This window comes from Xanthomonas sp. SI, from assembly GCF_014236855.1.
Taxonomy (GTDB): domain Bacteria; phylum Pseudomonadota; class Gammaproteobacteria; order Xanthomonadales; family Xanthomonadaceae; genus Xanthomonas_A.
Window position 1 is genome coordinate 2,612,341 of sequence record NZ_CP051261.1, and the last position, 22,090, is coordinate 2,634,430.

A 22,090-nucleotide genomic window follows, 5' to 3' on the forward strand; every position below is an offset into this window, starting at 1 on the left:
CGCTTGCGGGGCACTTTGTTGTTAGGGAGGCGGTGCGTATCAGTGAAGCGTCGGCTTCTTCTTGTTCGCCACTGGATCCGGGGCTTCCTTGCGCCGGCGGTTCTTGCGCCACTCTTCGACGGACGGCATGTCGCGCACCACGATCGCCTCCCGGGTTCGAATCTCCTGCAGGCGCGGTGCCTGCGGTGGGGATGGCGATGCTGGTGGCGGCACCGTAGGGGCGGGTTTGGGTGGGGCGTGGTCGTGCACCGGAGGCGCGGCGTTGCCTCCGCCGTGCTGGCGCATCATTTCGGCGGCCACGTCCAGCGCGTGCCGGATGTCGTCGATGCGGTCGGGCAGGCGGCAATGCCGCTCCTGGCAAAGAAGCCCGGTGATGAGACGACTGGCGATATGAAGGGTCAGTTCGGATTGCATTGTTGCTCCTTGGAGCCTGTGGGGGAGCCCTCATCCAAGCACCAAGCCGGCATACCGCAAGCGCAAATTCCTGCGCTATTTCACAAATATTAATAGGCGCCGCAAAGTTGGCTTTCCCATGTCCATGGATACCTAGAAGGGGTCAGTAAGCGGTCAAAAATCGGCAACGCCGGTGCGCCGGCTCTGGTAGGCGCTGTTGCTCCCGATCAGGTGCCGTTGGTGGGGCATGGCCTGCTCGCCCGGACAACGGGCGGCCTAGGCCTGGGGATCCACATTGCATTCCGCCTCGGCTAGGATCCCGGACGCAGGACCATCCCTTGGACACAATTTGCGGGTGTCCAGGTGGGAAAAGACGATCGGCATCAATGGGTTAGAGGAATTTAAATTGTGTCCCTCTCACTCCGCCAGTGTCAAGGAAACGCCCGCAAATCAACGATTTGCGGGCGTTTTTCTTTTTCCCGACCTTTGACACTCGCTTGGACACTTCCATGCGAGTAGCGCACTACCTCACCCGCGGCGAGACCGGCCGCTACTACGTTCGTTTGCGCATTCGGGCCGCTGCGGCCGCCGCGCTTCGGGTCAATGTCTGCAAATGCAATACAAAGTCCAGAGCTTCGGCGATAGGCACGTGGCTGCGTGCTGCTGTCGGCCACGTTGCGATCTGTTGCGCACTGCTGTTGCCGCAGGGCGATGCGTGCTTGCTGCCTCCGCAGCCATCGGGCTGGCAGGACCGATCGGGGCTGGATGAGCGCTTGAAGCGCCTCAGGGAAAGTCGGTCCTGGGGCTTGCATTCAAAGCTGTGCAACCAGCGGGAGCGGGTGCCGTTTCGAGCCGTCGAATCAGCGATAACAGCGATCTCTGCCTATTTGCCGATCGATGACACAGCATCGGGCGTTTGGAGGCGATTCTCCGCCCCGGCCACGCCCAGGCCATTAGCTATAAGTCTCTGTTTGAGCGCCTGGCTGTGGGACTCGCCGAAGCGCAGATGGCCTAACCCTTGCTGCCGTATTCGAAACCGTCTGCTTGGGATCCAGCCAAAATGCGCCTCGAAGGCCCTCGATCAAAAGACTTGCGTCCAACTCCTTGCAAGATCCGGGAGGCGTTGCATCGCTCTTCAGCTGCGGGCGTTGTCGCGCGCCTTGCCGACTGCGCTCTGGACCTTGCCGGCACCCTTCTGCAGTTTGCCTTCGACTTCCTTCAGCTTGTTGCCGGTGACCTTGCCGACGACTTCCTTGACGCTGCCCTTGACCTGATTCTTTGCGCCTTCGGTGCGATTCTTGTCCATCGTTGACTCCGCGAGTAAGTGAGCGCCCTTGAGTGGGCATCGCCAAGCTGCGCGCAGCGCGGTATGCCGCGAGTGAAGGTTTGGCGCAGTCGAGCGCGCCGGTTTAGCTCCTGGAAAGTTCGAGTGCCGGGGCGATGCGAAGTTGTGGCGCGCGACTGCACTGTTGCCTGCAGGCGTTTGACGATCAGGATGGCTGCGGCATTGAAGGTGCGCGCGCGTCGAGGGCTGCCATCACGATCGGCTTTGCCCATTCCGGCACTTGCTCGAATTCCTCGGCGGTGAGCGGGCAGTGGATGCCGGACCTGTCCATTTCCAGCACCAACAGGGGAGCGGCTTGGCCGTCTGCGTCCGCAGGGCTGCTGTTGTCGTATACGTGCAGGGTGCTCAAATGGGGAATCAGCGCGATCAGGTTGGCGCGGGAGGCGTCGTAGCGCTGGCGAATCTTGGCTTCCGCGATGTCGTGCCCGCCACGTGCCACCCGGGCGGCCACGCGCTGCAGGTGAAGCTCCACGCTCGCCAGGCCGCAGAACCAGATCGTCACCTCGTGCCGCTCGCAAGCTTGGCGAATCAGCGCGGGGATCGTGTTCGCGCCGAGCGTGGTCTCGAACGCGTAGTCCGCGCCTTCGGCGAGAGCGCGCTCCAGTCGTCGCTTGCTTTCATGCCAGGCCTGGGCATTGGCTTCCTCGAGCGGCCATCCTTGTTCGGTCAGCGCTCGAGTGAAGGAATCCGGATTGAACCAGGTCGCCTGATCCTCTTGCAGCATCGCACCCAGCAGCGAACTTTTGCCGGCGCCGTTGACGCCGGCCAGGACCAGGATCCTGCCCACCGCTTACAGGGATTTGCCCAGAGTGATTTTCTTGCCGCGTCGGGCGGGGCGGTCCAGTGCCCGGCTCAAGCCGCTGCCGTCCTTCAATGAGGCCAGGTGCTCGTCGAATTTCGTTTGCAGCGCCTTGAGCGACTGGGTGCGGGCAATGGCCGTGGATGCTGCGCTCGCTTCGGTCACCAGCCGGCGGTATTCCTCCGCGTCCACCACCACCGCTTCGGGATAGTTGTGGTTGGTGACCACGACGGCGCCGTTCGCACGGACCTTGCGCATCAGTCCGGGCCAGCCTTTGGTCTTGATGTCGCTGGCCGGGGCTTTTTCCAGATCGGGGAAGTCCAGGGGAAGTTCCATGGGGGCGGACCGGAGGACGGGATAGGGTCGAGTCTACTTCCAAAATTACCATTTTGGTAAATTTGGACTATGCGCCGTTCATGAGTGCATCCAGCCTCCAAGGCGAGGGAAATGGGGGCTGCCGTGGCGCATCGAGCTTGTCCAAATCTGGGACGAAGCTTTGGATCGTGAACACTTGCCTGGATAGGGTTTAGAGGTATTTCGACAGGCAGAGTTGGTGATCCGCGATGCTCGAATGCTTGAACACGTTGCCTTGCAATCCGCCAGCCTTGGACAAGGCCGGCGATGGCCCGTTCGCCGCTCTTTCCCTTCTTTATCGGTCCTGGACACTCGATACGAGTGGCGCGATGACGGTGTGCTGCGAAGGGCCATCTTCCCATCCCGCAGCCTGCACGCAGGCTGCGTTCTATCGGGCCGCACCACATCGCATGCGATGGCCAGCCTCCCGCTTCCGGCCAAGGCGTCGCCTCATTCAAGCAACTACGGTGTCTGGCACTCGAACACGCTGACGCTGCGCGGCGGTGCCAGGAATTCGCTGGCGCCTGCGGGCATGCTGTCGATCTGTAAGGCGTCGTCGGTGGAAAGCACCAGCTTCCAGTGCAGTTCCTCCTCCGACGAGGGCAGGGTGAAGTTCACTCCTTCGTGGTAGGCGTTGATGACGATCAGCAAGGTGTCGTCGTTGGCCAGTTCCTTGACCCCGGAGGTCTGCGCCTTGCCTTCCAGCAACAATCCGACCGAGCGCGCGCCGGGATCGGTCCAATGCGCGTCTTCCATCTGCGTGCCGCCGGGATTGAGCCAGGTGAGATCGCGTAGGCCGGCCTCTTCGTTGTACTGGCCGTTGAGGAATCGCCCGCGGGTCAGGATCTGGTAGCGCTTGCGCAATGCGCTCAGCGCCTTCACGAAGGCGGTCAGCCGGCCCTCGGTAAGGTCGTTGTCCCAGTCGAGCCAGGTGATCTCGTTGTCCTGGCAATAGGTGTTGTTGTTGCCGCCCTGGGTCTGCGCGCGCTCGTCGCCTGCCAGCAGCATCGGTGTGCCTTGCGCCAGCAGCAGCGTGGCCAGCAGGTTCTTGCTCTGCCGCTCGCGCAGCTGCAGGATCTCGGCGTCGTCGCTGGCGCCTTCCGCGCCGTAGTTGCAGGAGCCGTCGTTGTTGGAGCCGTCGCGGTTGTCTTCGCCGTTGGCCTCATTGTGTTTTTCGTTGTAGCTGACCAGGTCGCGCAGGGTGAAGCCGTCGTGCGCGGTGATGAAGTTGACCGAGGCCCACGGACGGCGGCCGCGGCGATCGAACAGGTCGGCCGAGCCGGTGAAGCGGGTCGCGAATTCGGCCAGCATGCCGTCGTCGCCCTTCCAGAAGGCGCGGGCGTTGTCGCGGAACTTGTCGTTCCACTCCGACCAGCCCGGCGGGAAATGCCCGACCTGGTAGCCGCCCGGGCCGCAGTCCCAGGGCTCGGCGATCAGTTTCACTTCCGACAGCAACGGATCCTGGTTGCACGCATCCAGGAAGCCGCCGCGCTGGTCGAAGCCGGTGGGTTCGCGGCCGAGGATGGTGGCCAGGTCGAAGCGGAAGCCGTCCACGTGCATCTCGCCGGCCCAGTAGCGCAGCGAGTCGTTGACGAACTGGATCACCCGCGAGTTGCTCAGGTTCAAGGTGTTGCCGGTGCCGGTATCGTTGATGTAGTAGCGCTTGTCCTCGGCCAGGCGGTAGTAGCTGGCGTTGTCGATGCCGCGGAACGACAGGGTCGGGCCGAGTTCGCTGCCTTCGGCGGTGTGGTTGTAGACCACGTCGAGGATGACCTCCAGGCCCTGGCGGTGCATGGCCTTGACCATGTCGCGGAATTCGTCGCGATGGCCGCTGGCCAGGTAGCGCGACTTGATCGCGAAGAAGCCCAGGGTGTTGTAGCCCCAGTAGTTGCGCAGGTCCTTGTCGAGCAGGTGCTGGTCGTCGAGATAGGCGTGCACCGGCAGCAGTTCCACCGCGCTGACGCCCAGCTCCTTGATGTAGCGCAGCACCGGTTCCTGCGCCAGTCCGGCGCAGGTGCCGCGCAGTTCCTGCGGCACCTGCGGGTGGCGCATGGTGTAGCCGCGCACGTGCGTCTCGTACACCAGGGTGTCGCTCCACGGGGTCAGCAGCCGGGCGTCGTCGCCCCAGTCGTAGGTGTCCTCGACCACCACGCATTTGGGCATGAACGGCGCGCTGTCGCGTTCGTCGAAGCTGAGGTCGCCGTCCGGGTGGCCGACGGTGTAGCCATAGAGTTCGTCGGCCCAGACCAGGTCGCCCTCGATTTCGCGGGCATAGGGGTCGAGCAGCAGCTTGTTGGGATTGAAGCGATGGCCTTCGCTGGGCGCGTACGGGCCATGCACGCGATAGCCGTAGCGCTGGCCGGGCTTGGCGTCGGGCAGGTAGCCGTGCCAGATCTCGTTGGTGTACTCGGGCAGGTCCAGCCGCGTTTCCGTGCCGGATTCGTCGAACAGGCACAGCTCGACGCGCGTGGCGTGCGCCGAGAACAGGGCGAAGTTGGTGCCCTGGCCATCGAACACGGCGCCGCGGGGAAAGGGGCGTCCTTGGCGGATGCGCGAGGGAGTGGCGTAGATGGCGCTGGCGGGGTGTCGCATCGGGGGAGGGCTCTCGGCCGGCGTGCCGGCGTAGGGAAAGAGCGCAAGCATTGACGCGGGTACCGTGCAGGACGCGTCATGGCATTCCCAGAGAGGCGTGAGGAGCGCGCCGTACGGCGCCGCTTCCGCGTGTGGTGGCGCCGGGGATGTGCGGCGCAGAGGCATTGGGGGAGTGAACAGCCGATGCCGCATCGCGAATGTGCGAGTGCATTGCGCCAACGCGAAGAACCCGCCATCGGGCGGGTTCTTCGTGCGCTGCCCGCGCTGCGGCAGCGATCGGCTGGCGTCGCGGCTCAGCGCGGCAGGTCGAACAACAGGAATTCCGTGTCCTGCGCATCGGCGAAGTGCAGCTCGGCCTCGTCGACGGTCTGCGCCGCGTCGCCGGCCTGCAGCGCCTGGCCGTTGACCGTCAGCGAACCGCGGATGACCTGCACGTAGGCACCGCGTCCGTTCGCCAGCGCGTAGTCGACGCGCTCGGCGCCGTCCAGGATCGCCGCGTAGATGCGCGCATCCTGGTGGATCCGTACCGCACCGTCCTCGCCCTGCGGCGCGGCGATCAGGCGCAGCTGGCCGCGCTTGGTCTCCGGGGCGAAGTGCTTTTCCTCGTAACCGGGTTCGATCCCGGCGCGTTCCGGCAACAGCCAGATCTGCAGGAAGTGCACCGGCTCGCTGGCGGAGTGGTTGAACTCGCTGTGGGTGACCCCGGAGCCGGCGCTCATGCGCTGCACGTCGCCGTAGCGCAGCACCGAACCGTTGCCCATGCTGTCCTTGTGCTCCAGCGCGCCGTCGAGCACGTAGGAGAGGATCTCCATGTCGCGGTGCGCATGGGTGCCGAAACCCTGGCCCGGCTGCACCCGGTCCTCGTTGATCACCCGCAGCGGCCCGAAGCCCATGTGGCGCGGATCGTGGTAGTGGCCGAAGGAGAAGGTGTGGCGCGAGGACAGCCAGCCGTGCTCGGCGCGGCCACGGGTATCGCTGGTGCGGATCTGCAACATGGAAAGCTCCTGGTAGTGGCGGTATGTGCAAGTGGATCGATAGGCAGGGCAGCGGCGATATCTGCTTGATTTCGTGGCTGCCTTGCGGTGAGGGCAAGTATCCGCACTGTTGCCGGGTTTGAAAAACGGATAGATTCGGCACCTATCATCGAAAAATTCGAATGCTCAAGATCAGCCTCGACGCGCTGCAGATCATCGACGCCATCGACCGCCGCGGCTCGTTCTCGGCGGCCGGCAAGGCGCTGTACAAGGTGCCGTCCACGATTTCCTACACGGTGGCCAAGCTGGAGGAAGACCTGGGCGTGCAGTTGTTCGACCGCCTGGGGCCGAAGGTGGCGCTCACCGCGGCCGGGGCCGAGTTGCTGCGCGAGGGCCGGCATCTGCTGCGCGCGGCCGGCGATCTGGAGCTGCGGGTACGCCGTGTCGCCTCCGGCTGGGAGACCGAGTTCGCGCTGGGCCTGGATTCGGTGTTCGCGCCGGACTGTCTGGCCGAGGACATCGCCGCGTTCTACGCAGTCGCCGATCGAACCCGGCTGCGGATCGTGCAGGAATCGCTGTCCGGCACCTGGGAGGCGCTGCTGGACCGGCGCGTGGACCTGCTGGTCGGCGCGGCCGGGGAGGGGCCCAGCGGCGGCGGCTATGTGGCCGAAGCGTTCGGCACGCTGCCGTTCGTGTTCGTGGTCGCGCCTACCCATCCGCTGGCGCAGGAAGCCGAGCCGCTGGGCCGCAGTCAGTTGGCCGAGCATCGCGCGATCGCGGTCGCCGATTCGGCGCGGCGGCTGCTGCCGCGCACGGTCGGGCTGCTGTTCGGCCAGGACGCGTTGACCGTGCCGGACATGCGCAGCAAGTACCTGCTGCAGGTGGCCGGGCTGGGCTTCGGTTTCCTGCCCGAACCCTACGCGAGGGCGGCGCTGGCGCGCGGCGCGCTGCTGCGCAAGCAGGTCGAGGAGCCGAAGCCGGACGAGGTGTTCCAGTTGGCGTGGCGCAGCGGCGAGGAGGGCGCGGCGCTGGCTTGGTGGCGCGCGCGCATGCGCCAGCCCGGGGTGTTCGAGGCGTGGCTGGCGCGGCTGCAGGCGCGATTGGACTGAGCGTGGGCGGGTCTGTTCCGCTGGTGGTGCGCCATTGCCCGCACCGGCTGGCGATACCGGGAGGATAATGGCGCATCCCCTTTTTCCAGGCGCAGGCACGGCCATGCAGGAACTGATCGCGCGTTACGGCCTGGGCCTGGTCTTCGTCAACGTGCTGGCGTTGTCGCTGGGGCTGCCGGTGCCGGCCCTGCCGACCCTGATCCTGGTCGGTGCGACCTATGCGCTGCTCGATGGCAGCGCGGTGTGGAGCAGCCTGCTGGCCGCGTTGTCGGTGTCGATCGTGGCCAGCCTGATCGGCGACCTGGTCTGGTTCGGCGCCGGCCGCCGCTACGGCAACCGCACGCTGCAGTCGCTGTGCCGCCTGTCGCTGTCGCGCGATACCTGCATGAAGCAGACCGAGCGCTTCTACACGCGCTGGGGCGTGCGCGTGCTGGCGGTGGCCAAGTTCGTGCCCGGCCTGTCGATGGTGTCGGTGCCGATGGCCGGGGCGATGCGGGTGCGGCCGGGCGCGTTCCTGCGCTACGACGCGCTGGGCGCGGCGCTGTGGGCCGGTTGCGGGCTACTGCTGGGCCTGGCGTTCGCCGACCAGGTGCAGGACGTGCTCGACTGGCTGAGCCTACTCGGTACCCGCGCGGTGCTGCTGCTGGCGGGCCTGCTGGTGCTCTATATCGGCTATCGCGCCTGGCGCCGGCATGCGCTGCTGAAGTCGATGGAGACGTTGCGCATCGACGTCGACGAACTGTACGCGTTGATGCAGGGCGAGGCGGTGCCGGTGCTGCTGGACATCCGCGCGCCGGGCTATCGGGCGATCGAGCCGTTCGCGATTCCCGGTGCGCTGGAGGTGGACGATCGCCGCATCGACGCCATCGTCGCGGCGTTGCCGCGCGACCGCAAGATCGTCATCTACTGCGCCTGTCCGAACGAGGTGTCGGCGGCGGTGCTGGCCACGCGCCTGCGCCAGCGTCACTACGAGGACGTGGTGCCGCTGCGTGGCGGGCTGGATGCGTGGCGTGCGGCGGGCTATGCGGTGATCGAGCTGGATGGCGGCGCGGCAGCGCAGGCGTCGGACATCGGCGGCAAGGTCGCCGCGTAAGCGCGCGCGCTTGCGGCGCGGGCAGGGGCAAACGGAGGGCAAAAAAAACGACAAGCGCAGGCTTGTCGTTTTTCATCTGACTGGTGCGCCCGGAGAGATTCGAACTCCCGACCGCCTGGTTCGTAGCCAGGTACTCTATCCAACTGAGCTACGGGCGCGTCGTCAGGCGCGGGATTATTCCCGAGTTCTGCCGATTCGTCTACAGCGGCGTGCGCCGATGTGCAAAAGCGCCGTCTGGCTGCGCGCAACATTGCGCTCGCATGCCTGCAAAATGGCTGGCGAACACGCAAAAAAAAACGACAAACCGAGTTTGTCGTTTTTTATCTGACTGGTGCGCCCGGAGAGATTCGAACTCCCGACCGCCTGGTTCGTAGCCAGGTACTCTATCCAACTGAGCTACGGGCGCGTCGTCAGGAGCGGAATTATTACCGAGTCGCCCGGACCCGTCAATGCCCTTCGCGGAAAAAATTCAGTCTGCGCTGCCGAGCAGGGCCTGCGCCACGGCTGCCGGCCGCTTCATCCACGCGAAATGGTCGGCCGCGGTGCCCAGCTGCGCCGCATCCAGCGAGCGCAGATCGAGCGTGCGCGGCGCCATTTTGCGCAGCAGGGCGCGCAGCGAGGTTTGCGGCGCCATCCAATCGTCCTGCAACACCACGCCGCGCACCGGTGCGCTCAACTGCGCCAGCAGCGTTTCCAGGTCCGCCGCCAGGCCTGCGGCCGCATAGCGGCCGCTCAGGCCCACCCGCGCCCAGTCCGCGATCAGCGAGCGTGCTTCGGTCCCGCCGAAGCCGAGCCTGCGCCCGTGCAGCACGCCCTGGCACTGCGCCAGCCACGGCAGGAAGCGGTACGCCAGCGGCAGCAGATACCGGCGCGGCGCGGCGAAATGTCGCCAGTACGGCGTGCCGCTGGCGACCAGCCACAGCTGGGCGAAGGCCTGCGGATGCAGCGCGGCATAGCAGCAGGCGATCTGCCCGCCGAGGCTGTGGCCGCCGATGGCCAGCGGCAGCGCGCCGTGCCGCGCGATCGCGGCGTGGCTGGCCGGCAGGTCTTCGCACAGCAGTTGCCGGTAGCCCCAGTCCTGCGTGCGCGACGGGCGCAGCGTGCTGCTGCCGTTGCCGCGCCATTCGTGCAGGAACACGGCCACGCCCTGCGCGGCCAGCGCTTCGGCGAACGGCAGGTAGTGGCGCGCGGCTACGCCCAGCGCGGGCAGCCACAGCAGCGCCTGGCGCGGCGCCGCGGGAATGCGTGCGAGCAGCGTCCAGCGGTGCCCGTCGCCGGCGCTGGCCGGCAGCGCCTCGCTCGCCGGTGCGTGCGTGCTCATGCGTGGCGCGCGGCGCCGAAGTGGTCCAGCACCATCACTTCGCTGCGGCCGGGACGGTAGCCGCCCTGCAGCGCACGGGCGACGTAGTCGATCGCCGCCTCGCAGGCCACCGGCAGCGCCAGTCCCTGGCACAGCTGCGCGGCGATCGCCGAGGCGAGCGTGCAGCCGGTGCCGTGCGCCTGCAGCGGCAGCCGCGCATGGCTGAATTCGCTGCGGCTGACCCCGTCGTCGTAGCGGTCGATGACCCGATGGCCTTCGTCCAGGTGGCCGCCCTTGAGCAGCACCGCCTGCGCACCGGCCTCGAGCAGCGCGGCGGTGGCGTGCTCGGCATCGTCGGCGTTCTCGATCGCACGGCCCAGCAGCAGTTGCGCTTCCGGGGTGTTCGGGGTGACCAGTGTCGCCAGCGGCAGCAGGCGACGGCGCAGCGCATCCAGCGCGTCGTCTTCGAGCAGCTTGGCGCCGCTGGTTGCGACCATCACCGGGTCCAGCACCACGAACGGCGGGCGGTATTCCTCCAATGCATCGGCCACCAGGTGGATCACCGCGGCGTTGGCGAGCATGCCGAGCTTGACCGCGCCGATGTCGAAATCGGCGAAGCAGGCGTCGATCTGCGCGCGCAGGAACGCCAGCGGCGGCACGTGCACGGCGCTGACCCCGCGGGTGTGCTGTGCGGTCAGCGCGGCGATCGCCGACAGCCCGTGCACGCGATGCGCGGCGAAGGTCTTCAGGTCGGCCTGGATGCCGGCGCCGCCGCCCGAGTCGGTGCCGGCGATGCTCAGTGCGGATACGACGGTGGGTTCGCTCATGCGCCGATTGTGCAGCGCCTGCCGCGGCTTGGCGACCGCGGACTCAGCGCTGTTGGCGGCGGTAGTGCGCCTGCAGCGCGTAGATGGTGCCGACCACGCCGGTCAGCAGCGCCGGCGCCAGCAGCGCATCGAAGCCGACATGGCGGTAGGCCCGGGCGCCGAGCACGCCGCCGAGCAGGAAGCCGCCGATGATCAGCAGGCTCAGGCGGATGCGCCGCCGCGGCAGCGGCAGGCCGCGCAACGCCTGGCCCAGGCCGATGCCCAGGTCGGTGAACATGCCGGTCAGGTGGGTGGTGCGCACCACCGCGCCGCTGTAGGTGGTGGTCATCGCGTTCTGCAGGCCGCAGGCGCTGGCCGCCAACAGCGCGCCGAGCAGTTGTTGCTGCTTGAACGCCTGCATCGCTGCCAGCAGGAGCACTGCTTCCAAGGCAAGCGCCACGCCGTAGCGGCGGCCCAGGCGCAGCCGGCTGTCCTGCACCACGATGCCGCTGAGCACCGCGCCGCCGAGGAAAGCCAGCACCACGCCCAGCAGGTTGCCGATCACGCGCAGGTCGCCATCGGCCAGCGCCGCGCCGAGCAGGGTGGTGGTGCCGGTCAGGTGGGTCACCGCCTGGTGTTCGAAGCCCAGGTAGCCGACCACGTTGACCATGCCGGCGACGCAGGCCAGCGCGCCGGCGAACGCCCAGGCCCAGCGCGGCAGTTCGAAGTTCATGCGCCGCGGCGGCGCCGCCGCGCGGGGCGCGACGGGCTGGGCGAGGGCGGCCGGCGCATGCGTCGCGGCCTATTTCGCGCCGTTGGCGGCGATCTCGGAGAACGTGCCGCTGGCCGGATCGAACACCGCGCCCCAGAAGCTGCCGCCGCCGCCGCACACGCGCACCGCATCGACGCTGGGATCCAGCTCGCTGTCGTCGCGCGGCTTGAATGCGTTGACGTAGATCGCCTGCTTGCCGCGGTAGAGGATGCCGACGTACTGGCGGTCGTAGCTGCCCGGATCGGCGATCGCGGGCTGCAGTTGCGCCAGCCGCGTTTCCAGCTGCGCGACCTGCTCCACGCTCGGCGCCCAATAGCCGCTCACCGCGCCGTCGTGGCGCGCCGGGCTGTCGCGCGAACAGGTGTCGAGCACCTGCGCGGCGGTGCTGTTGCGGGTGACGATCCACGACTGACCGGCCTTGATCGCGGTCGGCACGCTGGCCGGTCCGCGCGTGGTGGTACACGCGCCGAGCAGGGCCAGGGCCAGCGCGGCGCCGCCGAGGCGGCGTGCGCTGGCGGCGTTCACAGGACCTCCGAGGCGTAGTCGGCCAGGCGCGAGCGCTCGCCGCGGCGCAGGGTGACGTGCGCGCTGTGCGGCCAGGCCTTGAACCGGTCCACCGCATAGGTCAGGCCCGAGGTGGTCTCGGTCAGGTACGGCGTGTCGATCTGCTCGACGTTGCCCAGGCACACGATCTTGGTGCCGGGGCCGGCGCGGGTGATCAGCGTCTTCATCTGCTTCGGGGTCAGGTTCTGCGCTTCGTCCAGGATCAGGTAGCGCGACAGGAAGGTGCGTCCGCGCATGAAGTTCATAGAGCGGATCTTGATCCGGCTGGCGAGCAGGTCGTTGGTCGCCGCGCGGCCCCAGGCGCCGCCTTCCTGGTTGTGGGTCAGCACTTCCAGGTTGTCGGTCAGCGCGCCCATCCACGGCGTCATCTTCTCTTCCTCGGTGCCGGGCAGGAAACCGATGTCCTCGCCGACGCTGACCGTGGCGCGGGTCATGATGATCTCGCGGTAGCGCTGCTGGTCCATGGTCTGCGCCAGGCCCGCCGCCAGCGCCAGCAGGGTCTTGCCGGTGCCGGCGGTGCCGAGCAGGGTGACGAAGTCGATCTCCGGGTCCATCAGCGCGTTGAGCGCGAAGTTCTGCTCGCGGTTGCGCGCGGCGATGCCCCACACCGCGTGCTGGCCGCTGCGGAAATCGTCGACCAGCGCCAGCGTCGCCTTGCGCTCGCCGCTGACCTTGACCACGCGCAGTTCCACTTCGTCGTCGCCGGGCAGGTACAGGTACTGGTTCGGATGCCAGTCCTCGTCGTCGGCCAGCGCGATCTCGTAGCAGGTGCGGCCGCGGTCGCTCCAGCTGCGCAGGTCCTGGTTGTGCTTCTGCCAGAAATCCTCCGGCAGCTCGATCGCGCCGGTATACAGCAGGCTGAAATCGTCGAGCGCGCGGTCGTTCTCGTAGTCTTCTGCGCTCAGGCCGCTGATCGCCGCCTTGATTCGCAGGTTGATGTCCTTGGACACCAGGATCACCGGCGTTTCCGGGCCGTCCTCGCGCAGCGCCAGCACCGCGGCCAGGATCTTGTTGTCCGGCGCCACGGTGCCGAAGCTGCGCCCGGGCTCGACCGGACGGGTCTGGAAGTACAGCCGGCCGATGCTGCCGCTGCTCTTGAGCTGGATGCCCTGCGGATGGCTGAGCGGGATGCCCGACTCGATCTGCTCGGCGCCGGCGCCCTCGATCAGCTCGTTGAGGAAACGGCTGACCTGGCGCGCGTTGCGGCTGACTTCGGACATGCCCTTCTTGGCGTTGTCCAGCTCCTCGATCACCTGCATCGGCAGGAACACGTCGTGCTCCTCGAACTTGAACAGCGCGGTCGGGTCGTGCATCAGCACGTTGGTATCCAGCACGTAGATGCGCTTGCCTCGGGTCATCGTGGATTCCTGGGAATGGGACAGGGAAAAACCATCACCGCCTGCGCAGGGCAGGGTGATGCGACGTGCGGGAAACGCGAATGATCACTGCTGGGCGGCGGCCTGCAGCGCGTCGAACACGGCCTGGGCGTGGCCGGGTACCTTGACCTTGCGCCAGCTGCGCAGCAGCCGGCCCGAGGGCGAGATCAGGAAGGTGCTGCGCTCGATGCCGAGCACCTGGCGGCCATACATGTTCTTTTCCTTGATCACGTCGAACGCGCGGCACAGGGCCTCGTCGGCGTCGCTGACCAGCGGGAAGCGGAAGCCCTGCTTGGCGCAGAAGTTGTCGTGCGACTTCAGCGAATCGCGCGAGACGCCGAGCACGGCGGCGTTGGCCTGCTCGAACTGCGGCAGCAGCGCGTTGAAGTCGATGCCCTCGGTGGTGCAGCCGGGGGTGCTGTCCTTCGGATAGAAATACAGCACCAGCCAGCGGCCGGCGTAATCGCCGAGCGTGGCGCTGGCGCCGCCGGACAACGCCAGCGGCAATGCCAGCGTGGTGCGGTCCAGGGTGTCGCCGTCCTTCATGGGGTGTCCTCCGCGTGCATCGCCATCATCTGCGTTCCACTGCGTCGATGTCCAGCGCGGATCAGAACTTCATCGGGTCCATGATCGCGTCCAGGTTCAGGTGGTCGCAGAACTCGAGGAAATCGTCGCGCAGCGCGGCGATGTGCATGTTCGCCGGCACCCCGATCGTCACCTGCGCCGAGAACATCTCCGCGCCGGTCTGCATCGCGCGGTAGCGGGTGCTCTGCAGGTTCTCGATGGTGATGCCCTGGCGGTCGAAGAAGTCCGCCAGCTGGAATAGGATGCCCGGCTTGTCGGCGGCGATGACCTCGACGATGTAGGGCAGCAGGTTGGATTGCGCCTGCTTGGCGCCGGTGCGGTACCACACCAGCTTCATGCCTTCCTCGCGGTCGAGCCGGGTCAGCATGGCTTCGAGCTTGGCCACCGCGTCCCACGAGCCGGTCGCCAGCGCGGTCACCGACACGTCGCGGCCGACCGTGGCCAGGCGCGCATCGACGAGATTGCAGCCGCTGTCGGCGATACGCCGCGTCACCGGCAACAGCGGCGACTCCGGATGCGTCGTATAGGCGTTGATCAGGAGGTGGTTTTCGGTCGGCGCGGGCCGGGGCGTGGTGTCTGTCAAAGGGGCTTCCGGCATTGCGTAGGATTGCGTAAGGCTGAACGGCGTCCGGGCGGTCGCTCGGTGCAGTATGCAGCATACTTGCCCGCGCTTTCGGGCCGCAAGTAACATGCGGGACGAATCGACGTCCGTGCGGGCCGCATGCGGCCCTTTCTATCTACACAGCGAGCATCAGGCATCTTGTCCCTCTCCGGCATCATCACCGCCCTGGCCACGCCCTTCCAGGGCAATGGCGACCTCGACCTCGACGCCTGGCAGCGCCTGCTCAAACGGCAGCTGGACGGCGGCGTGCAGGGCGTGGTGGTGGCGGGATCGACCGGCGAGGCGGCCACGCTGCTGGACGAGGAGTACGACCTGATCCTGCGCGAGGCGGCGCAGGCGCTCGGCGGACGCGTGCCGTTGCTGGCCGGCACCGGCCTGTCCGGCACCGCCAAGACGGTCGCGCTGACCCGCCGCGCCGCGGCCAACGGCGCGCAGTACGCGCTGGTGGTGACCCCGCCGTACGTGCGTCCGACCCAGGCCGGCCTGCTCGCGCACTACCTGCAGGTGGCCGAGCACGGCGGCCTGCCGGTGGTGCTGTACAACGTGCCCGGGCGCACCGGCTGCGATCTGCTGCCGGAGACGGTGGCGCAGCTGGCGCAGCATCCGCAGATCGTCGGCATCAAGGAAGCCAGCAGCGATCCGCAGCGCATCGCCGCGCTGCTGGCGTTGCGCAGCGACGGCTTCGCCGTGCTCAGCGGCGACGACGGCAGCGCCGCGCAGGCCATGCTCGGCGGCTACGACGGGCTGATCTCGGTCGCCTCCAACGCCTTGCCGGCCGCCTACCGCCGCCTGTGCGACCTGGCGCGCGCGCGCCAGGCCGAGCCGGCGCAGGCCTGGGACGCGCGCCTGCAGCCGTTCCACGCCTTCTGCGGCATCGAATCCAACCCGATCCCGGTCAAGGCGCTGCTGCAGCGCGCCGGTATCGGCCAGGGGCTGCGGCTGCCGCTGCTGCCGCTGTCCGCGGCGCACCACGCCACGGCCGACCGTCTCGCCACCGACGCAGCCGCGTTGGAAGAACTATCCAGCCGCGAAACGCTCGCGGCCTGACCCTCAGGAGATTTATCGATGCGTGCTTCCGTTCCCTACGTCCGCGTGCTGTCGGCCGCCGTGCTGGCGACCACCATGGTCGCGGCCACCAGCGGTTGCAGCTGGTTCCACAAGGGCAAGCCGCGCGGCGACTATGCGCTGGCTCCCGAAGCGCGTCCGCTGGAAGTGCCGCCGGATCTGACCGCGCCGGACACCTCGGCGGCGATGAAGGTGCCGGCGCTGGCCTCGGCCACGCAGCGCCCCGGCGCCAGCAGCGCGCCGGGCCAGGCGCCGGCGGCGTCGAACAGCGGTTTCGTGGTGCCGGGCGCGCGCGATCAGGTGTTCGGCCAGGTCGGCGACGCGCTGGGCGGCATCGAGGGCGTCACCATCGCCAGCCGTGCGCAGGTGCTGGGTTCCTACGACGTGGCCTACGAGGGCAGCAACTTCCTGGTCCGCGTGGTGGCGGTGGATGCCGGCGTGTACGTGTCGGCGGTCGATCCGCGCGGCATGCCGGCCAACGGCGATGCCCCGGTCAAGCTGATCGCGGCGCTGAAGGCCAAGCTCGGCCATTGAGCCGGCGCCGCCGGCCGGCGTTCGCGCCGGGCTGTTGCGATAAACAGAAACGGGCGCCGCAGGGCGCCCGTTTCGTTTTGGAGAGGATGCTGGCGCGGTTCCAGGAAACCCTTGTAGGAGCGGCTTCAGCCGCGACAGGCGTTACCGATGGAGCCTGTCGCGGCTGAAGCCGCTCCTACAACAACCGCTCTGCCTCGACGGCTACTTCAGCAGCAGCGGCAGCTTGTTCGGCTTGCCGTCCCATTCGGCGGCGTCGGGCAGCGGTTCCTGGCGCGTGGTCAGCACCGGCCAGGCCTTGGCCAGCTCCGCGTTGAGCGCGACGAAGCCTTCCTGTCCGGCCGGCACGTCGTCCTCGGGGTAGATCGCGTTGGCCGGGCACTCCGGCTCGCACAGGGTGCAGTCGATGCACTCGTCCGGATCGATCACCATGAAATTGGGACCCACGTGGAAACAATCCACGGGACACACTTCCACGCAGTCGGTGTATTTGCACTTGATGCAGTTTTCGGTGACGACAAAAGGCATGGTTCGATCCGGCGGTTAAGCGCGCAATTCTAAAGCAGTCGGCGCCGGCGCGTGGAGAATGCGCGTTGGCGGTGCCGGCACGGGTCCCGCCGCGCCGCGGACGGCAGGCCTTGCGGCATGGCGTGCAGGCGGCGCCGGGGGCGTGGATCAGTCGCCGATGCCGCCGCGGCGTTGCGCCAGGCGGTACAGGCCGCGCGCGGCGAGGTCTTCCGGGTGGCTGTGGACCGCGCTGCCCAGCGCGCGCAGCGCATGCGCGTAACGGTTCAGCAGGCCGCTGCCGCCGATCAGGTGCACGCTCGGCGCCAGCGGCAGGCGCGCGCGCAGTTCGTGGCCGATCAGCAGACCGGACAGGTAGGACGGCGCGGCGGCCGCGCTCAGCCGCTCGAACAGGCCCAGGCTGCGCACGCCGAACAGGTGGTGCAGCAGGCCGCCGGGCTCGCCGCTGCGCTGCAGGCCGGCGTCGAAGCCGGCGCCGTCGAAGTGCGCGTCGTCGGCCTCCATCAGGCGTGCCAGCAGGCTGTGCTGGCGCAGCAGCGCGTACAGCTCGCCGGTCATCATCGTGGCCAGGGCGGCGATGCGGCCGTGTTGCAGATCGACCCATTTGCTGTGGGTGCCAGGCAGGCACACGCTGTGGCCGCCCGCGCCCGGCGCGTCCTGGGCGAGGACGTCGAGCAGCCCGATCAGCTGGGTCTCCTCGCCGCGCATCACGTCCGGCACCGCCTCGGCGCTGCTGGCCACGCCGGGCACGAACCACAGCGTGCGCCCGGGCAGGGCCGGGTCCTGCAGCGGCTGCATCGCCGCGGCCAGCGCGGCGGCGTCGGCCGGGCAGGGCGCGTAAGGCAGTTCGATCCAGCCGTTGCGGCTGCCGATCATGCCGCACAGCACCACGTCGCCGGGCCAGCCGTCGATCAGCGCCGCCAGGGTCGCGGCGAAGCGGCCCTGGCAGGCGCCGATGCCCTGGTCGCTGCGGCGCTGCTCGAGCACGCGGCCGTCGGCTGCGAGCCGGTAGCCGCGCAGGCTGCTGGTGCCCCAATCGATGGCGATCATGCGCTGGCGATGCGTCCTTCGGACAGGCCGGCGATGCCGACCGCGGCGACGAACAGGCCGCCGGCCTGCGGCGTGCTCAACAGTTCGTCGTCGGCGTGGTCCATGCGCGAGGTGCTCAGGTACAGGGTGCGGCCGTCGACGCCACCCAGCGCCGGGCAGGTGGGGTGCTTGACCGGCAGCGCGACGCTGCGTTCGACGCTGCCGTCGGGCCGGTAGCGGACCACGCGCCAGGCGCGCCATTGCGCGTTCCACAGGTGGCCTTCGGCATCGACGATGGCGCCGTCGGGTTCGGCGCCGGGGTGGTCGAGTTCGGCGAACACGCGGCTGTTGCTGGTCTGCGCGTTGGCGGCGTCGTAGTCGCAGCACAGAATCTGCGGGCGCACCGAGTCGCAGTAGTACAGGGTGCGGCCGTCGGCGCTGAAGCAGATCGCGTTGGGGATCGCCACGCCGGGCAGCGGCAGGCGGCGCAGGCCGTGGCGCGCGGACCACTGGTAGAAGCTGCCGACCGGGGCCTGGTCGGCGCGCTCGCTCATGGTGCCGAACACGAAGTTGCCGTGGCGGTCGGCGCGGCCGTCGTTGGCGCGGGTGTCGTCGCGCTCCGGTTCCAGGTCGGCGAGCTTGTGCAGCGGCAGGTCGCTCGCGTCGGCGGCGCTGGCGTCGGGATCGGCGGCGTACACGCCCTTGGCCAGCGCCAGCAGCAGGCGGCCGTCGTCGAACAGGCCCAGGCAGCCGGGGCGGTCGGGCAGGGCCCAGTGCCGCGTGGCGCCGCTGGCCGGATCGTGGCGCCACAGCTGGCGTCCGTCGATGTCGACCCAGAACAGCGCTTGCCGGCGTTCGCACCAGACCACGCCTTCGCCGTGGGTGCAGCGGCTGTCCACCGCCAGCGTGGCGGTGTGGGCAGGGGAGGACGTAGCGTTCATGGACTCACTCACCATTCGGCGATGCTGCCGTCGGCGTGGCGCCAGACCGGATTGTGCCAGTCGGGCGGATTTTCGTTGGCATGGCGCAGGCGCTCCTCGTCGATTTCCACGCCCAGGCCGGGCTTGGGCAATGCGGCGATGCTACCGCTGTCGTCGCAGGCGAAGTCTTCCTTGTTGATCACGTAGTCGAGCAGGTCGGCGCCTTCGTTGTAGTGGATGCCGATGCTCTGTTCCTGCAGCACCGCGTTGTGCGAGACGAAATCGACCTGCAGGCAGGCCGCCAGCGCGACCGGGCCGAGCGGGCAGTGCGGCGCCAGGCCGACGTCGTAGGCGTCGGCCATGCTGGCGATCTTCAGGCATTCGGTGATGCCGCCGGCATGCGACAGGTCCGGCTGCAGCAGCGACAGGCCGCCGGCCTGCAGCACCGGCTTGAAGTCGAAGCGCGAGAACATGCGTTCGCCGGCCGCGAGCGGGATCGGCGTGGACGCGGCCAGGCGCGGATAGTATTCGGCCAGTTCCGGCAGCACCGGTTCCTCGACGAACAACGGCTTGAACGGCTCCAGTTCGCGCAGCAGCACGCGCGCCATCGGCGCGGCGACGCGGCCGTGGAAATCGATGCCGAAGTCGATGCTGGTGCCGAACGCCTCGCGGATCTGCGCGACCTTGGCCACCGCCGCATCCACCGCGCGCGGCCCGTCGATCAGCTTCATTTCCTCGGTGCCGTTGAACTTGAAGGTGTCGAAGCCCAGCTCGCGGTAGCCCTGGATCTGCGCGATGGTCGCCGACGGGCGGTCGCCGCCGACCCAGCGATAGGTCTTCATGCGGTCGCGCACCAGCCCGCCGAGCAGTTCGTACACCGGCACGCCCAGCGCCTTGCCCTTGATGTCCCACAGTGCCTGGTCGATGCCGGCGATGGCGCTCATCAGGATCGGGCCGCCGCGGTAGAAGCCGCTGCGGTACAGCAGCTGCCAAATGTCGTTGATCCGCGACGGATCCTTGCCGATCAGATAGCCGCTCAGTTCATGCACCGCGGCGTCGACGCTGCGCGCGCGGCCTTCGATCACCGGTTCGCCCCAGCCGGTGATGCCTTCGTCGGTTTCGATCTTCAGGAACAGCCAGCGCGGCGCGGCGTGATAGGTGGTGAGGCGAACGATCTTCATGCGTGGTCCAAGTAGGCTTGGCGGAAGGCGGCAGCCTGCGCCTGGGTCTGCGCCAGCGCCTGCCCGGGCCGGTACAGTTCGCCGCCGATGCCGGCGCCGATCGCGCCGGCGGCCAGGTAGTCGCGCAGCGTGTCGGTGTTGACTCCGCCGACCACGAACAGCGGCACCGTCGGCGGCAGCACCGCGCGCAACGCGCGCAGGTGGCCGGGGCCGTAGGTGGCGGCCGGGAACAGCTTGAGCATCTGCGCGCCGGCGTCGAGCGCGTCGAAGGCTTCGCTGGCGGTGGCGAAGCCGGCCACCACCTGCAGGCCGCGCGCGACCGCATGGCGGATCACCGGCGGCCGCGTGTTCGGGGTGACGATGAAGCGCGCGCCGAGATCTGCGAGGGTGTCGACGTCGGCGATCTTCAGCACGGTGCCGCCGCCGATCCAGCAGCGCTGGCCGAACGCCTGCACCGCCGCGCCAATGCTGTCGGCCCAGCGCGGCGAGTTGAGCGGGATCTCGATCGCGTCGTAACCGGCCTCGGCCAGCGCGCCGACATGGTCCAGCGCGTCGTCGGGGGTGAGGCCGCGCAGGATCGCGATCAGGGGAAACTGGAACGGGGAGACGGCGGACATCGGCTTACCTGGCAACGTGCGTGGAGCGAAAGGCGTCCACTGCGACGTCGTCATCGCGCGGCCGCAGTGGCGCGCAGGTGAGCGACCGTCCCGTTGGCGACGAACGGGCGGACGCCATCGACCGGTGCGCTGGCGGATCGTCCTGCTCATCGACGCTGGCGCGGTGCGCCGGCGCCTTCACGAGGCGGGTGTGGCGGTGGGACGGCGTCGCGGCCGAAGTCGCGACTGGCCGATAGCCTGCGCGCGCGAAGATATGCTCGGCAAATGAAATTTTAGACATATGCTATTCCGGTGGTGAATACGCATCTTCTCGCTCAGGACGCTTTCCGTTTATGACCGCTGCCGTCAATCCCTGGTTCAACGCCGCCCGCCTCAAGACCCGGCATCTGTTGCTGCTGCTGCAGTTGCACGAGCACCGCTCGGTGCTGCGCGCGGCCGAGGCGGCGAGCATGACCCAGCCGGCGGCGTCCAAGCTGTTGGCGGAAATGGAGGATCTGCTCGGGGTCAAGCTGTTCGAGCGGCATGCGCGCGGGGTGGAGCCGACCTGGTACGGGCAGGTGCTGATCCGCCGCGCGCGTTCGGCGATGTCGGAGATCGGCCGCGCGCAGGAGGAGATCGCGGCGCTGCGCGAGGGGCGCATGGGCCAGGTCTCGATCGGCACCGTGGTCAATCCGGGCACCAACCTGGTGCCGCAGGCGATCGCCGAGGTCAAGCGCGAGTTCCCCGGCATCCTGGTACGGGTGGAGATGGACTACAGCCGGCCGCTGGTGGCCAAGCTGCTGGACGGCCAGCTCGACATCGTCATCGGCCGCATCCTCGGCCCGTACGGCGGCGACGAGCTGGAGTTCGAGCCGCTGGCCGACGAACCGCATTCGGTGGTGGCGCGCGCCGGGCATCCGCTGTCGGCGCGCACCGACCTGCGCCATGCCGATCTGGCGCGCTACGGCTGGGTGCTGCCACCGGTGGACAGCGTGCTGCGCGCGCGGCTGGACGCGATGTTCATGGAGCACGGCGTGCTGCCCCCGCAGAACGTCATCGAGACCTCGTCGTTGCCGGTGATGACCAGCCTGTTGCGCGGCAGCGACCTGCTGGCGGCGCTGCCGGCCGACGCGGTGGCGCCGTACGTGCAGGCCAAGCTGCTGACCGTGCTGCCGATCGCGCTGGGGGTGCGGATGGAGTCGTTCGGCATCATCCGCCGCCGCGACTACATGCTGCCGCCCGGCGCCGAACGCGTCCTGCTGGCGCTGCGCAACGCGGCCAAGCGCCTGTATCCGGAGCGCGCGCCGGGCTGAGCGGAGACCGCGGAGGCGCCAGCTTCTGATGCCGGGCGGGCGATCGGGCGGAAGGTGTGCCGTGGGTCGGCGACTGTCGGCATGCGGTGCGGAGCGTGGTTACGTTCGACTCAAGGTCTGCTGGTTCGACCTTTCTAAATGCCATCCAGCTAGTCGAAAAAAATATAGCTTGGCGTGAATTTTTCATTTGCTTAACGCGAAATTCACTTCTAGGCTCAGTCGATCGTGACCGCTGTCGCGGCGCGC

General features: G+C 68.3%; 23 protein-coding genes and 2 tRNA genes. 5 read left to right on the forward strand and 20 right to left on the reverse strand.

Features of this window, described 5'->3' with window-relative positions; translation table 11 throughout:
• Positions 1-39: 39 nt before the first annotated feature.
• The 6 genes from HEP75_RS10870 to HEP75_RS10895 all read right to left on the reverse strand — a co-directional run bounded on the left by HEP75_RS10870 (position 40) and on the right by HEP75_RS10895 (position 6,478).
• Positions 40-414, reverse strand: coding sequence for a hypothetical protein (locus tag HEP75_RS10870; protein ID WP_185826435.1), 375 nt, complete (start codon positions 412-414; stop codon positions 40-42).
• Between the two features lie 1,114 nt (positions 415-1,528).
• Positions 1,529-1,699: a CsbD family protein gene (locus tag HEP75_RS10875; protein ID WP_185813061.1), complete on the reverse strand. Its 171-nt coding sequence runs from the start codon at positions 1,697-1,699 to the stop codon at positions 1,529-1,531.
• Between the two features lie 184 nt (positions 1,700-1,883).
• Positions 1,884-2,525 (reverse strand): AAA family ATPase, encoded by a 642-nt coding sequence (locus HEP75_RS10880; protein WP_185826436.1) that lies wholly within the window; start codon positions 2,523-2,525, stop codon positions 1,884-1,886.
• Between the two features lie 3 nt (positions 2,526-2,528).
• Positions 2,529-2,873 (reverse strand): type II toxin-antitoxin system prevent-host-death family antitoxin, encoded by a 345-nt coding sequence (locus HEP75_RS10885; protein WP_185826437.1) that lies wholly within the window; start codon positions 2,871-2,873, stop codon positions 2,529-2,531.
• Positions 2,874-3,353: 480 nt separating this feature from the next.
• Positions 3,354-5,483: a glycogen debranching protein GlgX gene (glgX, locus tag HEP75_RS10890; protein WP_185826438.1), complete on the reverse strand. Its 2,130-nt coding sequence runs from the start codon at positions 5,481-5,483 to the stop codon at positions 3,354-3,356.
• 293 nt (positions 5,484-5,776) lie between these two features.
• Positions 5,777-6,478 (reverse strand): pirin family protein, encoded by a 702-nt coding sequence (locus HEP75_RS10895; RefSeq protein ID WP_185826439.1) that lies wholly within the window; start codon positions 6,476-6,478, stop codon positions 5,777-5,779.
• A gap of 161 nt (positions 6,479-6,639) precedes the next feature.
• On the opposite strand from HEP75_RS10895, the gene HEP75_RS10900 reads away from it, so the two are divergent.
• Together HEP75_RS10900 and HEP75_RS10905 are read left to right on the forward strand one after the other, a co-directional pair.
• Entirely contained in the window at positions 6,640-7,566 is a 927-nt protein-coding gene (locus HEP75_RS10900) for a LysR substrate-binding domain-containing protein (RefSeq protein WP_185826440.1), read from the forward strand.
• Between the two features lie 103 nt (positions 7,567-7,669).
• Positions 7,670-8,659, forward strand: a complete 990-nt coding sequence (locus HEP75_RS10905; protein ID WP_185826441.1) for a DedA family protein/thiosulfate sulfurtransferase GlpE — start codon at positions 7,670-7,672, stop codon at positions 8,657-8,659.
• An 81-nt stretch (positions 8,660-8,740) separates the two neighbouring features.
• Here the strand turns inward: HEP75_RS10905 and HEP75_RS10910 are convergent.
• The 9 genes from HEP75_RS10910 to HEP75_RS10950 form a co-directional block, all read right to left on the reverse strand.
• A tRNA-Arg gene (locus tag HEP75_RS10910) sits at positions 8,741-8,817 on the reverse strand.
• Between the two features lie 171 nt (positions 8,818-8,988).
• Positions 8,989-9,065, reverse strand: a tRNA-Arg gene (locus HEP75_RS10915).
• Positions 9,066-9,128: 63 nt separating this feature from the next.
• Positions 9,129-9,980, reverse strand: coding sequence for an alpha/beta fold hydrolase (locus tag HEP75_RS10920; RefSeq protein WP_185826442.1), 852 nt, complete (start codon positions 9,978-9,980; stop codon positions 9,129-9,131).
• Positions 9,977-10,786: a bifunctional hydroxymethylpyrimidine kinase/phosphomethylpyrimidine kinase gene (gene thiD / locus HEP75_RS10925; protein ID WP_185826443.1), complete on the reverse strand. Its 810-nt coding sequence runs from the start codon at positions 10,784-10,786 to the stop codon at positions 9,977-9,979. Before thiD ends, HEP75_RS10920 begins: the two co-directional genes overlap by 4 nt.
• Before the next feature lie 43 nt (positions 10,787-10,829).
• Positions 10,830-11,498: a YoaK family protein gene (locus tag HEP75_RS10930; RefSeq protein ID WP_185826444.1), complete on the reverse strand. Its 669-nt coding sequence runs from the start codon at positions 11,496-11,498 to the stop codon at positions 10,830-10,832.
• Positions 11,499-11,567: 69 nt separating this feature from the next.
• Positions 11,568-12,062: a hypothetical protein gene (locus HEP75_RS10935; RefSeq protein ID WP_185823562.1), complete on the reverse strand. Its 495-nt coding sequence runs from the start codon at positions 12,060-12,062 to the stop codon at positions 11,568-11,570.
• Positions 12,059-13,459 carry a PhoH family protein gene (locus tag HEP75_RS10940; RefSeq protein WP_185813050.1) on the reverse strand — a complete coding sequence of 467 codons (1,401 nt, stop codon included), beginning with the start codon at positions 13,457-13,459 and terminating at the stop codon, positions 12,059-12,061. Before HEP75_RS10940 ends, HEP75_RS10935 begins: the two co-directional genes overlap by 4 nt.
• An 84-nt stretch (positions 13,460-13,543) precedes the next feature.
• Complete coding sequence (locus HEP75_RS10945; RefSeq protein WP_009604221.1) at positions 13,544-14,023, reverse strand: peroxiredoxin; 480 nt, start codon at positions 14,021-14,023, stop codon at positions 13,544-13,546.
• 61 nt (positions 14,024-14,084) lie between these two features.
• On the reverse strand, positions 14,085-14,660 hold the full coding sequence (locus tag HEP75_RS10950) for a glycine cleavage system protein R (protein ID WP_003475101.1): 576 nt from the start codon (positions 14,658-14,660) through the stop codon (positions 14,085-14,087).
• 162 nt (positions 14,661-14,822) lie between these two features.
• Here HEP75_RS10950 and dapA point away from each other — a divergent pair, with 162 nt between their 5' ends.
• Together dapA and HEP75_RS10960 are read left to right on the forward strand one after the other, a co-directional pair.
• Positions 14,823-15,731 carry a 4-hydroxy-tetrahydrodipicolinate synthase gene (gene dapA / locus HEP75_RS10955; RefSeq protein ID WP_185813049.1) on the forward strand — a complete coding sequence of 303 codons (909 nt, stop codon included), beginning with the start codon at positions 14,823-14,825 and terminating at the stop codon, positions 15,729-15,731.
• Between the two features lie 18 nt (positions 15,732-15,749).
• Entirely contained in the window at positions 15,750-16,283 is a 534-nt protein-coding gene (locus HEP75_RS10960) for a hypothetical protein (protein WP_185813048.1), read from the forward strand.
• A 201-nt stretch (positions 16,284-16,484) separates the two neighbouring features.
• Here HEP75_RS10960 and fdxA read toward each other — a convergent pair whose 3' ends face one another.
• From fdxA to HEP75_RS10985, 5 genes are all read right to left on the reverse strand, one after another.
• Positions 16,485-16,808, reverse strand: coding sequence for a ferredoxin FdxA (fdxA, locus tag HEP75_RS10965; protein WP_003475089.1), 324 nt, complete (start codon positions 16,806-16,808; stop codon positions 16,485-16,487).
• A gap of 147 nt (positions 16,809-16,955) precedes the next feature.
• A complete protein-coding gene (locus HEP75_RS10970; RefSeq protein ID WP_185823563.1) occupies positions 16,956-17,855 on the reverse strand; it encodes a 2-dehydro-3-deoxygalactonokinase in 900 nt (299 codons plus the stop codon).
• Positions 17,852-18,775, reverse strand: coding sequence for an SMP-30/gluconolactonase/LRE family protein (locus HEP75_RS10975; RefSeq protein WP_185823564.1), 924 nt, complete (start codon positions 18,773-18,775; stop codon positions 17,852-17,854). Before HEP75_RS10975 ends, HEP75_RS10970 begins: the two co-directional genes overlap by 4 nt.
• 8 nt (positions 18,776-18,783) lie before the next feature.
• Entirely contained in the window at positions 18,784-19,935 is a 1,152-nt protein-coding gene (gene dgoD, locus HEP75_RS10980; protein ID WP_185813045.1) for a galactonate dehydratase, read from the reverse strand.
• Entirely contained in the window at positions 19,932-20,552 is a 621-nt protein-coding gene (locus HEP75_RS10985; protein ID WP_185813044.1) for a 2-dehydro-3-deoxy-6-phosphogalactonate aldolase, read from the reverse strand. The genes dgoD and HEP75_RS10985 overlap by 4 nt, the downstream gene beginning before the upstream one ends.
• Positions 20,553-20,884: 332 nt before the next feature.
• Here HEP75_RS10985 and HEP75_RS10990 point away from each other — a divergent pair, with 332 nt between their 5' ends.
• The gene (locus tag HEP75_RS10990; protein ID WP_185823565.1) at positions 20,885-21,844 is read left to right on the forward strand and encodes a LysR substrate-binding domain-containing protein; all 960 of its coding nucleotides are present in this window, start codon (positions 20,885-20,887) and stop codon (positions 21,842-21,844) included.
• Positions 21,845-22,090: the final 246 nt, after the last annotated feature.

Bases quoted from the DNA above. Each gene is read 5' to 3' on its own strand.
- thiD (WP_185826443.1), bottom strand. From the start codon at position 10,786: ATGAGCGAACCCACCGTCGTATCCGCACTGAGCATCGCCGGCACCGAC.
- HEP75_RS10930 (WP_185826444.1), bottom strand. From the start codon at position 11,498: ATGAACTTCGAACTGCCGCGCTGGGCCTGGGCGTTCGCCGGCGCGCTG.
- HEP75_RS10895 (WP_185826439.1), bottom strand. From the start codon at position 6,478: ATGTTGCAGATCCGCACCAGCGATACCCGTGGCCGCGCCGAGCACGGC.
- HEP75_RS10920 (WP_185826442.1), bottom strand. From the start codon at position 9,980: ATGAGCACGCACGCACCGGCGAGCGAGGCGCTGCCGGCCAGCGCCGGC.
- fdxA (WP_003475089.1), bottom strand. From the start codon at position 16,808: ATGCCTTTTGTCGTCACCGAAAACTGCATCAAGTGCAAATACACCGAC.
- HEP75_RS10960 (WP_185813048.1), top strand. From the start codon at position 15,750: ATGCGTGCTTCCGTTCCCTACGTCCGCGTGCTGTCGGCCGCCGTGCTG.
- glgX (WP_185826438.1), bottom strand. From the start codon at position 5,483: ATGCGACACCCCGCCAGCGCCATCTACGCCACTCCCTCGCGCATCCGC.
- HEP75_RS10875 (WP_185813061.1), bottom strand. From the start codon at position 1,699: ATGGACAAGAATCGCACCGAAGGCGCAAAGAATCAGGTCAAGGGCAGC.
- HEP75_RS10990 (WP_185823565.1), top strand. From the start codon at position 20,885: ATGACCGCTGCCGTCAATCCCTGGTTCAACGCCGCCCGCCTCAAGACC.
- HEP75_RS10905 (WP_185826441.1), top strand. From the start codon at position 7,670: ATGCAGGAACTGATCGCGCGTTACGGCCTGGGCCTGGTCTTCGTCAAC.
- HEP75_RS10945 (WP_009604221.1), bottom strand. From the start codon at position 14,023: ATGAAGGACGGCGACACCCTGGACCGCACCACGCTGGCATTGCCGCTG.
- HEP75_RS10885 (WP_185826437.1), bottom strand. From the start codon at position 2,873: ATGGAACTTCCCCTGGACTTCCCCGATCTGGAAAAAGCCCCGGCCAGC.
- HEP75_RS10985 (WP_185813044.1), bottom strand. From the start codon at position 20,552: ATGTCCGCCGTCTCCCCGTTCCAGTTTCCCCTGATCGCGATCCTGCGC.
- HEP75_RS10940 (WP_185813050.1), bottom strand. From the start codon at position 13,459: ATGACCCGAGGCAAGCGCATCTACGTGCTGGATACCAACGTGCTGATG.
- HEP75_RS10970 (WP_185823563.1), bottom strand. From the start codon at position 17,855: ATGATCGCCATCGATTGGGGCACCAGCAGCCTGCGCGGCTACCGGCTC.
- HEP75_RS10870 (WP_185826435.1), bottom strand. From the start codon at position 414: ATGCAATCCGAACTGACCCTTCATATCGCCAGTCGTCTCATCACCGGG.
- dgoD (WP_185813045.1), bottom strand. From the start codon at position 19,935: ATGAAGATCGTTCGCCTCACCACCTATCACGCCGCGCCGCGCTGGCTG.
- HEP75_RS10975 (WP_185823564.1), bottom strand. From the start codon at position 18,775: ATGAACGCTACGTCCTCCCCTGCCCACACCGCCACGCTGGCGGTGGAC.
- HEP75_RS10950 (WP_003475101.1), bottom strand. From the start codon at position 14,660: ATGCCGGAAGCCCCTTTGACAGACACCACGCCCCGGCCCGCGCCGACC.
- HEP75_RS10900 (WP_185826440.1), top strand. From the start codon at position 6,640: ATGCTCAAGATCAGCCTCGACGCGCTGCAGATCATCGACGCCATCGAC.